The organism is Chryseobacterium sp. Mn2064 (assembly GCF_049319685.1).
Lineage (GTDB): Bacteria > Bacteroidota > Bacteroidia > Flavobacteriales > Weeksellaceae > Chryseobacterium.
The window spans coordinates 959,612-973,432 of the sequence record NZ_JBMOUE010000001.1 but is presented as its reverse complement, the minus strand read 5'-3'; the positions used below and the strand labels follow the sequence as shown (position 1 = coordinate 973,432).

The window sequence follows — 13,821 nt, the reverse complement described above, 5'->3', positions numbered from 1 at the left end:
CAATAATCATGAGAAGAATTCTTTTTATCCTAGGAGTACTAGGAGTTATGGGACTAGCATCAAGTTTTAAAGACGAAGACACAATCAGCGACGGTGGATGCGGTGGAGGAAGCCGTGTATGTGCTTCAAGTCCTGGAGTAATGCATTTTTAATAATTCTTAAAAATCAGAGGCTTTTTTCAAATTTGGAAAAAGCCTTTTTAAATATGAAAAAGTTTAAAAATATACTATCGATTACCGTTGTATCGATCATTGTACTTAGTGTCTTTCTATATTCATCTATCAGTAATAAATCTAAAATCAAATTAGATACCGAAAGATCAGTAAAAAATTCTCTTAAAACGATTCAAAAACTTGAACTGGGAAACCAATATGATATTATAAAGATATTAAATGATTCTCTATTTTTCATTTCTTGGACAAAAGAAAATCAAGGAAATTTATATCAATTCAATAGTGATAAAAATACCATTGAAAAATATGCATCGCTAAAAAAAGAACTGATAATAGGAAACTATTTTAGAATTAATGATAATGAATTTCTTATTGTGAACAATGCCAAAAAGCAACTTTTAATATTTGGCAATAATGGAGAACTAAAAAAAACTTACAATGTAGACACTCCCATTGCAAGAGGAGTCTTATCAAATAATCTTTTCTTATTTACTTCTTGGGGTGATGATCTAATCTTAAAATTTTATGAATACGATCTTACAAATGGCAGATTAAAACAAATTCAAAATAAAACGTTTGAAGATTCAAGAAAAAATTCCGGAGTATTATATGATGGAGTATTAAAAATGATGGGTAATAAAATTGCCCTGATCCCCTACGCTGCTAATGAAGTACTTTTTTTCGATTCTGATTTTAAATTCACTGATAAGTTAAAGCTCATATCGCAAGAAACAGAGTTTAAACTAACCAAAATGAAAAACGGTGAAATGATGGTAGATCCTAACAATTTGTATCCCAATATTTATGCGGATATATATGGTGAGAATCTATACATACTAACCAACGAATCTGGTGTTTGGGATTCAAAAGACAAGTACTACGTTGATGTATATAACATCCAAGAAAAAAAATATTTGTACAGTTATTACATAGACGATAACACAATACGTCCAAGAGAAATCACTGTAAGAAAAAATCAATTATACGTATTGGGCAAAGACAAATTAAACATCTATGAGATCAAATAAGATAGCACCCATTGAAATAATAAGATACCTACTCATTCTATTATATGTTTATACCTGTTATCATAAAATAGTAGATAGAGATGTCTTTGAACAAACACTAAGTAAATCTAAACTAATTTATAATTATAAAGAAATATTACTGTATCTGATCCCCTTATCTGAGATCATTGCCATTGCTTTATTAATTCCTAATAAGTTTATTAAAGGGCTTTATTTCTCTTTATTTTTAATGATCTCTTTTACAATTTACTTAATTGCAGTAAACAACTTCTCTTTGTATGATGGCTGCTCATGTGGAGGAATATTCAATTCAATGCCCTATTGGCTACATGTCTCTGTGAATGCATTCTTTATCTTAATTAATATTTATGCCATTATTAAATATGAAGATAAATAAATTACCTATATCCTTATTTTTTCTTACTTGTACCACTTTTTTAAGTGCCCAATCTATTTCTGGAACAGTTTCAAACGTAGATAAAAATCACTTAAAAGATATCAAAGTGTCTATTTCTAACAAGGTTAATAATTTTACAGTTAATGTAGATAAGGCCGGATATTATTCTTTCAATGATATAAAAAGAGGGAATTATAATCTTAAAATTTTCAATAAAAAAAGCTTAGTATACTCCGAACCAATTAATATTATTCAAGAGCAGACTATAAAAGATATTTCTTTAAATGGGCATTCTTATCATATTGATGAGGTCGTAGTTGAAAAAAGCAGCAAGGTAATCGAAAGAAAACTTGACAAAATAATATTCAATGTAAGTGAAAGCATGTATTCCAATGGATTCGACGCCGCTGAAGTACTTTCGAAAGTGCCAATGGTTCAGGTCAGTGAACAAGGAATTAACATTCTTAATAGAGGTAAGTTACTATTATTGGTAAATAATAAACGAACTTATATAGAAGGGACAGACTTGATTAATTATTTGAAGACCATGCCGTCAAATACAATATCAAAAATTGAAGTGATTACAAACCCTTCTTCAAATTATGATGCAGAAGGTTCTGTTGGTGTAATCAATATTATTACAAAAAAGGATTTAACAAATCTTTTCAGCATAGGATATTCCTCATCATACACCAAAAGAAAAGGAGAAGGTTTTTTAAATGGATTAAATTTATCTTATAGTAAAAATTCACTTCAAATAACAACAAGATTAAATTATACAGATCAAAGGCGAATCAATACAAGTTACTCTCTTATAAAGAAAGATGGTGCTAGATTCAATGAATCTGATATTGTGCAGAACAATCAAAACTCCGGTTTGAGTTTTTATACGGGAATAAACTATATTTTTTCAAAAAAACTGGAAATAGGTCTTGATTTTGACTTACGCGATATAACAGTAGAAAACAAAAGTAAAAATCTTTTTTATAATTTGGAAAGTGATCAATCAACTATTGATAACAAAAAAAATACATTCAACACTACCATTAATTTATATGGAACATATAAATTGGATTCATTGGGTAAGAAAGTTGAAATTTCAGCGACGTCATTTTTTAATAATAATGATATATTACAAAGCTCAAATAACGACTTTGTAAACAATAATAATGAATTCAATTATCAGATCTTATCTCCACAAATAGATTTTACACTTCCCTTCAAAAATAAAATTGAATTACTTACGGGTGCAAAGGCTACTTTTGTAAAGAATGAACAAAATTATTTTTTCAATCAAAGCTATCGAAATACAAACTTTGAAGAATCAATATATGCAATGTACTTCTCTGCTTCTGGTAAATTATCAAAAAAAATCAATGTTAAAGGAGGATTAAGATATGAAAACTATCAAAATGAGTTTTTTAATGTAATAACGCAAAATATCAACAAGACAAATAAGAGTAGCTTATTCCCTTCTCTATTTGCTGATTATGATTTAGGTAAAAATAGCAGAATTTCGTTATCGTATTCAAGGAGAGTGAATAGACCTAATTTTAGATATTTAGATCCTTTCAGGGTATATTACTCTGACAAATATTACCAAACCGGCAATCCAAATCTACAGTCTTTTTTTACCAACAGTTTAGAGCTAAACTATTCACTTAAAAACTTAAATATATTATTATTTAGAACTGAAAACAGGAATATGTTCAGCAACATTACTAAACTTGATGGAGATAATCAGGTTGATTATTTCGAAAACTTTTTTAATCTTACCACTACCGGAATCAATATAAGATACAGTTTCAACAAGATTAAAAACTTAGAATCAAGCATTATGACAAACATTTCCTACTCAAAAGTAAATATTCTCAATGATGCATTTGTTCCTAGAAATGGAGTGATTTTTTATTATTATTTAGATAATAATTATTATCTAAATAAATCAAAGACCATTTTCCTAAACCTATCCTATCTTCATAGTCTTCCCACAAATTCTATTAATTCATATCTTGGAAATGTAGCGAATTTAGCTGGTGGTGTAAAGGTCTTACTGTTACAAAAGCAAATGCAACTCAATATTACTTTTAGCGATCTATTTAGACAACAAAGAGATAAGGGGGTGTATTACTATAATGGTTATGATAATACAATTAATAATTACGGTGATAACAGATACTTAACAGTGGGTTTTTCCTACAAAATTGGAAAGGCTAAAACAAAAGCTAATAAAAACACGACCTATGAAAGAAACAGGACTGAATAATAAACAAAATATTAGAAAATATCCCCGACCATAATCGGGGATATTTAATTATTAAAATAATGTATTTTATATTATAAAAACGTAGCCAGAACAATTTCAAGTTCTGGCTACCATCAAACATCATTTTTTTTAAGATAATCACTTAAAATCCAAAAAAAATAAAATAGAAAAATAATGATATGAAAAACCTTATTTCTTTAAGGGTTATATTTTTTTGTGTACAATTGTCTCAATCATTTCATGCTCCCAATGATAAGATCTGTAATATCTTTCTCTTTATCATAATAGGCCACTGCTGAAACCATTGTATCAATTTTAAACAGCACATCTATTTTATTTTTTTTACAGTAAGATGAAATCTCCTGCGTAGCCTTGTTGAGAATAGAACCTACTTTTTGTTGATAGATCTGGCTATATTCGTCCTGTTTCGCCTGTATCTTTTTCTCAAAAAGTTTGGCTTCTTCACCCAAAAGCTCATATTTTTTCTTATCAATTTCAGATAATTTGTTTTTGAGATCTTCTGCTGATACCTGACCGTTCAGATTGTACGATTTTAAAAGTTGATTTTCTTTGGCATAAAGAGCTTCCCGCTCTTCTTTGATTTCTGCTGTAAATTTCTTGCTGATTTCGTCTGTCTCTTTTTTTGCATTGGTATAGCCTGGCAGGTTTTGTAACAGCTTTGCTTCATTGATAAAAGCAGTCTTTTGAGCAACAAATTGTGCTGAAAATAACATTACAATAAGTGTTGTAAAAAAAAATTTCTTCATTTTTATTTATTTTTACGAAATCATCAAATTTTATTTGTTTACAAATTATTGGTTATAACGATTTCATCTTTTTGATTGTTAGTTATAAAATAGTTTAGAGATAGCATACAATTGTTTTACTTTGTAAAAGCAAGATTAAGGCATTCTATACGTTTGGAAAGTTCCATCAAAAAATGCTTGATGGTTTTTATTAGCTAACCCTGTACTTGTGTTTATTGCTTTATAGTGTACATTGATGGTTCTACTTATAGGTGAACCTGTATTGTTAGGGATTTCGACGACATGATTCAGTGTAGCAGCATTATGTCCACTCTTCCAAATATTAGGGTTCATTTCTGGAGCATATATTGTAAAAAAACCTGACCCTCTGGTAGATACAGTAGACCCGTTAACTCTAAGTTGAAACTCTCCAGCTCCAAAAGTAAATCTATCTAAATTACCATTAGCTACCTTTGCAGGGTGTTGCGCTATAACATTTCCTGATATAACGACTTTATAAGTTGCATTCGCTGGTACCGTTACGGTGATACTTGTACCATCTATTAGATTGGTTGCCCCTTCTGCTATAATTCTGTTTCCTTGAAAATTTCCAGCATTGATAAATCTAGGTAGATTATTAAGGACTTCTGCAGCAGTTACGCTTTTCACATAACCATTGGGTTCTATTGCTAAAATCCTGTCATTATCTCCTAATGCCATTTGTTTAGTTCCTCTTATCCTAAGAGCCCCATCTATGTCTAATTTCTGAGTAGGATCATCAGTACCTATACCCACATTACCATCATCTAACACCGTAAACCTTCTTTGGGAACCAGTTCCTGAAAAAGCTACAATAGGCTCAGAGGCTTTTTTATTGTCTACTGCTAAAGCAGCGCCCCGCCAATCTGATCCTACACTTAGCTTATCACTGATGATAGCGCTTCCTTTTACATCCAATTTTTGAGTAGGAGTATTTGTTCCTATACCAACTCTATTATTTTGTGCATCTACAGAGAAGGTGTTATCATCAAAATTAATGGCATTATTTTCACTTCCTTTGATGAACAATCGATTGTTGCCATTGGTTGTAATGGTAGTTTGTTCTGTTAAAGTTCCACCAAGCTTTATATTATCTCCTGCTTTGTAAAGACCATTACTTGCAGATACATTATTACCAACAGGCAGCGTAATTGAGTTAGACGCTACACCATTTACTGTACTGATGAGAGAGTTCCCCGTAAGTGTTAGCTGATTTGTTGTCGGGCTGCTTATTTGTTTCCAGGTTCCTCCATTCACATTTTTAGATTTGTTTTCATAATACCAGAATCCGGGTTTCAGTTCTCCCTGTGTAGTACCTACTCCCGCTTTACCTCCATCTTTTGTATTATAAACAATCATCCCGTCATAATAAGTAGCATAGTTGGTAGGAAGTCCAAATGGAGCTCCGCCGAAAGTCGTAAACAATGAAAGATCTGTTTGCGGAAACAGCAATCCTTTACCAAGATTCGGATTACCATTTATAGCGGGGTTTGAAGTAACATCTATAAAAGCAGAGCTATTGGGCGCATTACCAACTGTATCCGAATTTACGGTTCTAATTTGTGCAAAGGAAAAATTGGCTGCAGTAATCGCAAGAATTGCGGCAATATATATTTTTTTATTATTCATGTTTGAAATAATTTTTGTCATCATACTATATTCAGTATTGTGATGACTTTTTATCATTTATTTTTATCTGATTTTGTGTTGTTATTGATCTGAGGCTTTATATACTTGTAAAAAACTATACACAAGCCTAACATTTACTAAAATTGATCAGGAAGAGAATAAAAGAGTTTTATGTTTCACCACAAAACCCTTTTTATTCAGAGGGAACAAGTTGTTGTAACGTATCAATTTTACTGAAGTACTTTACTTATTACTATTTTAATCAAACTATTAATTATGGAACGGGTGAAGCATTGTCACTTCCAGTAATTGAACTCCCTAAGTTGAAAATTTCACTGCCTAAATCAGTTATTTGATCTTTCGATATGATAAGTAATTTCAACCCCCAAGCCATGCTCGCAACGTTTGGACGAACATTGGGAACATCTATATTTAATCTCCATGTTGATCCTTCTATAAATGGAGTTATATTAGGGATATTAAACTGAGTACTTGAACCTGCTTGAAAAAAATTGAATCCAGCATTAGGTCCTTTCAAATTTGTGTCGAAACCTGTAACTACAACAGAATATTTACTGTGTGGAATTTTTGTATCAAAATTCGAAACCCAGTCATCTCCATTATTCTTAACAATTATATAATACTTGTAGTACATCTTAGATACTGATTGCTGAAAATTTGCTACATCAATTTTTTTTACCACCCCATTAGCATCTAATACCATAATTTTATCAGTACCTGATAAGACAGTAGTATTGGTTACTCCTCTCAATCTTATATTTCCGTCAACATCAAGTTTTTGGGTAGGATCAGAAACCCCAACACCTACCCTTCCTGTACCTACTACAGCGAGTGTATTACCTTTGTTATCAATCTCCGTCTTTTTAGTTAAGGCACCTCCCAACTGAATAGTACTACCATCCTTGCTAAGACCATTATTGGCAGGATTATCTATTCCTCCGCCTGTACTGGAAATAGTAACAGAACTTGCTACACCATTCACCGTACTGGTAAGGGTATTTCCCGTGTAAGATAATGTATTGGTGGTAGGAGAGCTTATTTGTTTCCAGGTTCCTCCATTCACGTCTTTAGATTTGTTTTCATAATACCAAAATCCGGGTTTCAGTTCTCCCTGTGTAGCACCTACCCCCGCTTTACCTCCATCTTTTGTATTATAAACAATCATCCCGTCATAATAAGTAAGATAATTATTAGGAATTCCAAATGGAGTTCCTCCGAAAGTGGTAAACAAGGATAGATCTGTTTGCGGAAACAGCAATCCCTTCCCAAGATTAGGATTACCATTTATAGTGGGGTTTGAAGTAACATCTATAAAAGCAGAGCTATTGGGCGCATTACCAACTGTATCCGAATTTACTGTTCTAATTTGTGCAAAAGAAAAATTGGCTGCCGTAATTGCAAGAATTGCGGTAATATATTTTTTTTTATTATTCATGTTTAAAATAATTTTTGTCATCATACGATATTCAGTATTGTGATGAATATTTTCTATGATTTACTTCTTATTTAGCATTTTAGTTAGAAACCTGAAACCTGCGCCCATTTATTATTCCCGTTAGGGCCTAAAAACACAAAAGTCACTGAATTTCCTGCAGATATATTTGGGCTAGGAGGTGCCCCTCTCAAGATTGATGAAGGTACATCTATTGCTCCACTTCCTGTATTCGTTACATAAACTGTTTTGCCGGGTGCTACGTCAACAACAGGCAAAGTTAAAACAGCGTTAGCACCAGAAGCTTTATTATATAATATAACATCCCAGTCATCAGCTGCAGTGAAGGTAAAGTTACCAGTTTGCTCTGGAGAAACTTTTTTAACGGTAGCTGGTAAAGGGTACAACTTTCCTGTTCCATCGGCTGCCAATACCATCATTTTGTCTGTTGTTGCAGCTGTTACTGTTGTGCCATCAACTACTGGTACACCTCTGAATCTTACATTACCATTCACGTCTAACTTTTGTGCAGGAGAAGTCAATCCTATACCTACATTCCCTGTACCCGTACCACTGAATGTCATATGGAAATTACCTAGTGCCACATCGGTATTTTTGCTCAAGGTTCCTCCCAGCTGTGTGTTGCTCGCCGTAGACATTGTAAGTCCGTTATCTGCTGTAGCAACTCCTGATGATGCCCCTGTAGTAATTTTAACCCATGATGCCCCATCAAAATAATAGTAACCTTCTGTAGTAACATTCACTCTTTGTCCAGATGTATTTCCTCCAGTCACATTGGTAATGTAAACTAATGCTCCTTTTTGTTTTAAAGTATATAACAGCTCTCCTTTTGCAGTAAGCTCTGCTCTGGTAAGTCTTGGAGCCTGTAATCCCGTAGCATCTGTAGCTAAAGAAACTCCCGAACCATCGGTTTTTCCATTGACATCTAATGTAGTTGTTGGTGTAGTGGTGTTGATACCTACCCTACCGTCTTGTTGGGCATAATACAGATTAGCAGCTAATACAGCCACTAGCAATAATTTTTTTCTCATTTGCTTTGTAATTTTTTTGATTAGTATATTTTAAATTACTGTGTTTTTATTTTAAAATGTAAAGGAAGTTTCTTACCATGCCGGGAATATGCATTTCATAAGAATTCCGATATTTATCTCAAAAGCAGATAGGCATAACGACTATACAATAAGACATTAAATTTCTCTCTATTTATTATCAAAATCTATCGTTAATGCTCTCTGAAAATAGATATTTTCCTGCTTGAAATGATGCTGCAAATAAACATAGATACTCATTTAACAACAAAAAAACGGGATACTCAACAAGTACTCTTTAATGTAAACCACTGATTAAAAATAATTTAAACATCATCAACATACCTTCGAATCCATACTGCAAAGTCTATTTCATTAGAAAGATTAAGTTTTTTCCTGAGATTATAGCGGTTATTTTCAATTGTTCTCAAAGATTTAAAGGTATAATCTGCAATTTCCTTACTGGAAAAACCAAGATAGATATAAGCACATAATATCAGTTCGGAAATTTTAATATTAGGATGAGTCAGTAACATTTTGTTTAAAAAATGTGGGTACGTCTCCTGGAACTTAGGCCAAAATAAAAGGTCATTATTTTTGGCATATTCTACCACTTCCAAAGATGATATATTGAGTTTCTTTTCCAACTCTGCGATCTTATTGGCTTTTTCATTCAGAGCAATCAAATACACATTCATTTTACTTTTATATTTATTGAGTGTGTAAATGCTTATGAATACTAGTGCTGCTATTATAAAAAAAGAGACTAATAGAATTCTTTCATACAATTTCTTGTAATGACCATGCTCTTTCTCTGGATTTGATTGAAGTGATATGCTCGTATTCTGCATTCCACTAAAACTTTTATTCTGTTCAATCTGAAGATACCTTATGACATCTTGAGCGTTCTTTGGTTGTTTAAAAACAAAACTTCCTGTCAGGTTGGATTCAAAATTTATTTCTTTTGGCCATTCAAAAGGTTTATGAGCATAAATGAAGGCTTTATCATGATTTTTTATAATCAAAAAACCAACATTCTGCAGCTGATCTTTCATCAGCAAATTATCTTCATTTTGAGACAGAAACGGAGAAAATATAAATAGAAACAATACATTAATCAGTTCAAACATTCGTATGATTCTTTCAAAATTATTCAGAAGTAAAAGGGTGTTGGGATGAAAAAAGGTACAATTCAGATAAAAACCTATAATTCGATGAAATTAAGATATACGTTCTATGAGGGTAGGCAAAAATCTACACCAGATAAGGTATATAGCTTTACCGTCACTTCATTCAGATTTTATGAAGCAACTATTCAGTATCGTATTTTTTCGTTTTAGTGTTTTTTAAGAATTATTGAAAAGTATTGATAAAAGCCTCAATTCTTTTGAACATCGTACAATTTCTTCCATTTGGCTACAGTATTCCTACTGAGCTTGTATAAATTGGCAATCTGGTTATTATTCAATTTATTTTTGAATTGAAAGTCCAAAATCTTAATTATACTTTCTTTATCATAAGACCTGTGCTTCTGATCAAATTCTTCAACATCTCTTTCTTTTGTGTTGAAAATAATTTTATTCAACTGAATGACATCTATAGCGTATAGACGTTGTTTTTCCAGTAATGTTCTGCATTCGTTTAACTTATGAGGAAATTTTTGTTGAATGATATCTGTATATATTCTTTGATAATTAGGGCTTTTTTTCATTTCTTGTATTTTTGTATCCATTTGTATAATGTGGTCTTGGGAATTCCGTATTCGCTAATAATCTGACTTTTGGTCTTATTTTTAGTTTCCAATTGTTCCAAAACAAAGAAAATGACTTCCTGGGTATATAGGTTTTTCCTGTAATTGGGCATTACAGATTCTACATTTTCTGTCGTTTTTTTGCTGCCATTTGCTTTTGTAGGCGGAGAATATAGGATAAGATGTTGGGAATATAGTCTGAAAAAGTCATACTCCAACAATTTGCTCCATCGTAAAATAATGTGGGCTTGCAGCGTTTCAGACCGATACATTTCTTCTACTTCTTTTTCGGTACTGTTTAAAAAGTTGCAGATGCGGGAAGATTTTATCTCAAGTTCTAAAACTCTATGATGTATAGCAAAGCCAATATGGATATTTTTAATGTCAATCATAAATTATAATGGGTGTTTCAGATATCATGTTGCTGATATCAAAGTAGTAAACAATTCTTTTGGCTATAAACTACAACCCTATTCAAAATAGCTATAAATAGAAGCATTGAGAACAGGATTGTATTCTTTTTGAGCTTTGTGTTTTTAGAATCGATGCTAAATAGAAAAAGAGGGAATGCATCAGCTCAAATAGAAAAACCATTAAAATATGCTCTATTTTTGAGCAGGTCTGTATCTTTCGTATATACAATTATGGTATCCGTTGAATCTATCCAATCCATAGAAGTCATTCTGAAAATCGAAATATAGAGGATTAAGCTCGGCTTGCTTTTTATATAATTCCTGAACATTTTTTTCAATAATACGATAATTGTATTGATTATCGCCTTCTTCTGTATTCTCGCTATATACTATATCTGGATTATTTTTAAAAGCAGCATTGAGTCTACGTATCGAGGATTGAGCCCTTGTATTTGTTTCCGAAATCGCAAAATGAGGCAACTTCTGTATATCAATCTTAAATTTGTTTTCAGAAATATTAATATCGTTTAAAATATTTTTTGAATTTTTCTTTGCAAAACTAATCTTACCAGAATCAAAAGTCCTTATACCTATTTGGCCATTTGTTGAAATATGGATAAAGGCAATAATTACCACTAAAAATACTTTTTTCATGTGTTTTCATGTTTTCTGATGACAAAGCTAAATCAGAAACTTATATTGTAATAAAAATCACATACTCAAAAAACCCTTAAAACACAAATCACTAAAAAACAGATACTTAAAACAAAAACATATACAAAGAACGTATGTAATAAGTATCTAAACTGATTTTTTTCAAAATCAAATATTATATAATAGATAAAAAATTATCATTATTTCTCACCCTCAATCATCATTAAATTTTTCATTACCTATAAGAGTAAGATAAAACATAAGAACGAATATCTATAAAAGATTAAACAATCTTTTTGAGCTCAACATAGAAATCATTATCAGAACTTAATCCTAATTTTTTTCTTAAGTTATATTTCCTAGTTTGTATTGTGCGGAATGATCTGAATGTATATTCCGCAATTTCCTTTGAGTTCAGATTAAGATAAATATAAGCGAGCAATACAAGGTCACTGGCAGTAAGAGTAGGATTGACATCCAGTAGTTTGGATCTGAAATCCGGATAAAGTAATTGAAATTTTTCGAAAAATAATGGACTGTTATTTTTTGCATCAGACAAGACTTCATCAAGAGAAATTTGAAGTTTCCCTTCTAATTCCTGCGCATATTGAGTGTTTATAATTAATTGATTTTCTTTATTACTCAACTGGTTTTTAATTAATTTGTTTGCCTTTCGATATCTAAAAAGCAAAGCGAAAAATACAATCAAAGAAACGCCGATAATGGAGCCTACTATCAATAATAAGTAAGATTTATGATCCTCATTTTCTTGATTTTGCTCTTTTAAAATACCATTCACAGCTACCTGAATGCTCTTTTTATCCGAATCCTGAAGCTTTTTATATTCCTTAAGATATTGATCAAGATATACTTTCTCATTCTTTTTATCTCCTATAAGTCCATATATGATTGAAATTCTGTGATTAAAATCACTGGATTCAAAAAGATTCAATACATTATATTTTTTCATATCGTTTAAAGCCGATTTATAAGCGCTAATTGCATTCAAATACTTCTTTTCTTTATAAAAGTACTCTCCGAAAGCTTTTAAAGCACTGGATTTCGACTTATCACTGTTTTTTAGAATTTGATATGATTTATTATAATAATATACCGCTGAATCTTTTTTACCTACTTCATAGCATACATATCCTTTTACAAGATATACATCCGTAATTTCCATCCAATTATTTTCTTTACTGAACTTTTCATAAATACCAATTGATTTATTGATATATTTTTCTGCATACTTATACTCTTTTTTATAAAGGTAGAATGAAGATAATCTTGCATTGATTCTGGAAGAGATGTGATTAAAGTAAATATTATCTTCCTTATGGGCGACCAAATCAAGAATTTCACTATATTCTTTCAACTCCTGATCATATAATCCCAGTACAAGATAATTGGAAGCCCTCATTTCTTTGAACAATACCTGGATCTCTATCTCATTTTTTGCAGCTGGTTGCTTAAGTCCTTTTTCAATATATAAAAGACTCTCCTTGTTAAAGCCCAATTGCTCAAGACGGCTAGCCATCTGTAAATATGTTTCACATTTAATCCTCGAATTATTGGTCTTTTCAGCCAGTGCATTTGCTTTTCTAGCGTATTGTAAAGACTTAACGTTGTCTTTAAGGATGTACTCATCAGCTTGATCCATCAGACTATAAATTCGTTCATAATCTTTTTCTTGTGAGGAAAAAATTTGGCTTATAAAAAAAACAAAAACGTATATTTTTTTTAACATATTTCGCTTAATATATTCTAACAAAGAATTCTGATCATATTAACGCTATTAATAAAGTCAAATAATGAGCAAAATTCCATTCATTCCACATTAAATATACAATATAAATGATATATCAGGTAAAATATATTCATACATAATCAGATATTTTTTATGAATAATGAATAAACAGATACTAAGCCATTAGATATTTTGAAGACGTAGAAAACAGTTATATAAAAAAATAATTAGTACCAAATAACACTTTTTACAATGTCATTTGATACTAATTATGCTTAGAAATTTAAATATATAATCAATCTATTATACATCTTTTTCGAAAAATTCTGAAAATTTATCAGCTGTAAGAGATAAACTAATGATTATTAACTTTTATTCTCCACAGCTTTAGATTTTTAATTCAAAAACTAAAAGCTGGAAGAAAGAGTTTAGGCATCCTATTCATTTTGTTTTTATGAAAACATCAACAATCTTAAG

General features: G+C 31.1%; 12 protein-coding genes. 3 read left to right on the top strand and 9 right to left on the bottom strand.

The window, feature by feature from the left end; genetic code table 11:
• Nucleotides 1–205 precede the first annotated feature (205 nt).
• The 3 genes from ACL9RH_RS04230 to ACL9RH_RS04220 are packed head-to-tail and all read left to right on the top strand — an operon-like array spanning nucleotide 206 to nucleotide 3,864.
• Nucleotides 206–1,201: a hypothetical protein gene (locus ACL9RH_RS04230; protein WP_422692094.1), complete on the top strand. Its 996-nt coding sequence runs from the start codon at nucleotides 206–208 to the stop codon at nucleotides 1,199–1,201.
• Complete coding sequence (locus ACL9RH_RS04225; RefSeq protein ID WP_422692093.1) at nucleotides 1,188–1,598, top strand: MauE/DoxX family redox-associated membrane protein; 411 nt, start codon at nucleotides 1,188–1,190, stop codon at nucleotides 1,596–1,598. Before ACL9RH_RS04230 ends, ACL9RH_RS04225 begins: the two co-directional genes overlap by 14 nt.
• On the top strand, nucleotides 1,585–3,864 hold the full coding sequence (locus tag ACL9RH_RS04220) for a TonB-dependent receptor domain-containing protein (RefSeq protein ID WP_422692092.1): 2,280 nt from the start codon (nucleotides 1,585–1,587) through the stop codon (nucleotides 3,862–3,864). Before ACL9RH_RS04225 ends, ACL9RH_RS04220 begins: the two co-directional genes overlap by 14 nt.
• A gap of 233 nt (nucleotides 3,865–4,097) precedes the next feature.
• On the opposite strand, the gene ACL9RH_RS04215 is transcribed toward ACL9RH_RS04220, so the two are convergent.
• From ACL9RH_RS04215 to ACL9RH_RS04175, 9 genes are all read right to left on the bottom strand, one after another.
• On the bottom strand, nucleotides 4,098–4,631 hold the full coding sequence (locus ACL9RH_RS04215) for an OmpH family outer membrane protein (RefSeq protein ID WP_422692091.1): 534 nt from the start codon (nucleotides 4,629–4,631) through the stop codon (nucleotides 4,098–4,100).
• Nucleotides 4,632–4,766: 135 nt separating this feature from the next.
• Entirely contained in the window at nucleotides 4,767–6,278 is a 1,512-nt protein-coding gene (locus tag ACL9RH_RS04210) for a hypothetical protein (protein ID WP_422692090.1), read from the bottom strand.
• A gap of 274 nt (nucleotides 6,279–6,552) precedes the next feature.
• The gene (locus ACL9RH_RS04205) at nucleotides 6,553–7,734 is read right to left on the bottom strand and encodes a hypothetical protein (protein WP_422692089.1); all 1,182 of its coding nucleotides are present in this window, start codon (nucleotides 7,732–7,734) and stop codon (nucleotides 6,553–6,555) included.
• An 83-nt stretch (nucleotides 7,735–7,817) separates the two neighbouring features.
• A complete protein-coding gene (locus ACL9RH_RS04200) occupies nucleotides 7,818–8,783 on the bottom strand; it encodes a hypothetical protein (protein WP_422692088.1) in 966 nt (321 codons plus the stop codon).
• Nucleotides 8,784–9,106: 323 nt separating this feature from the next.
• Nucleotides 9,107–9,910, bottom strand: coding sequence for a helix-turn-helix transcriptional regulator (locus tag ACL9RH_RS04195; RefSeq protein WP_422692087.1), 804 nt, complete (start codon nucleotides 9,908–9,910; stop codon nucleotides 9,107–9,109).
• 248 nt (nucleotides 9,911–10,158) lie between these two features.
• Nucleotides 10,159–10,491 carry a helix-turn-helix domain-containing protein gene (locus tag ACL9RH_RS04190; RefSeq protein ID WP_422692086.1) on the bottom strand — a complete coding sequence of 111 codons (333 nt, stop codon included), beginning with the start codon at nucleotides 10,489–10,491 and terminating at the stop codon, nucleotides 10,159–10,161.
• On the bottom strand, nucleotides 10,488–10,922 hold the full coding sequence (locus tag ACL9RH_RS04185) for a transposase (protein ID WP_422692085.1): 435 nt from the start codon (nucleotides 10,920–10,922) through the stop codon (nucleotides 10,488–10,490). Before ACL9RH_RS04185 ends, ACL9RH_RS04190 begins: the two co-directional genes overlap by 4 nt.
• A 213-nt stretch (nucleotides 10,923–11,135) precedes the next feature.
• A complete protein-coding gene (locus tag ACL9RH_RS04180) occupies nucleotides 11,136–11,597 on the bottom strand; it encodes a hypothetical protein (protein WP_422692084.1) in 462 nt (153 codons plus the stop codon).
• 283 nt (nucleotides 11,598–11,880) lie between these two features.
• A complete protein-coding gene (locus ACL9RH_RS04175) occupies nucleotides 11,881–13,257 on the bottom strand; it encodes a tetratricopeptide repeat protein (RefSeq protein WP_422692083.1) in 1,377 nt (458 codons plus the stop codon).
• Between the last annotated feature and the right edge of the window lie 564 nt (nucleotides 13,258–13,821).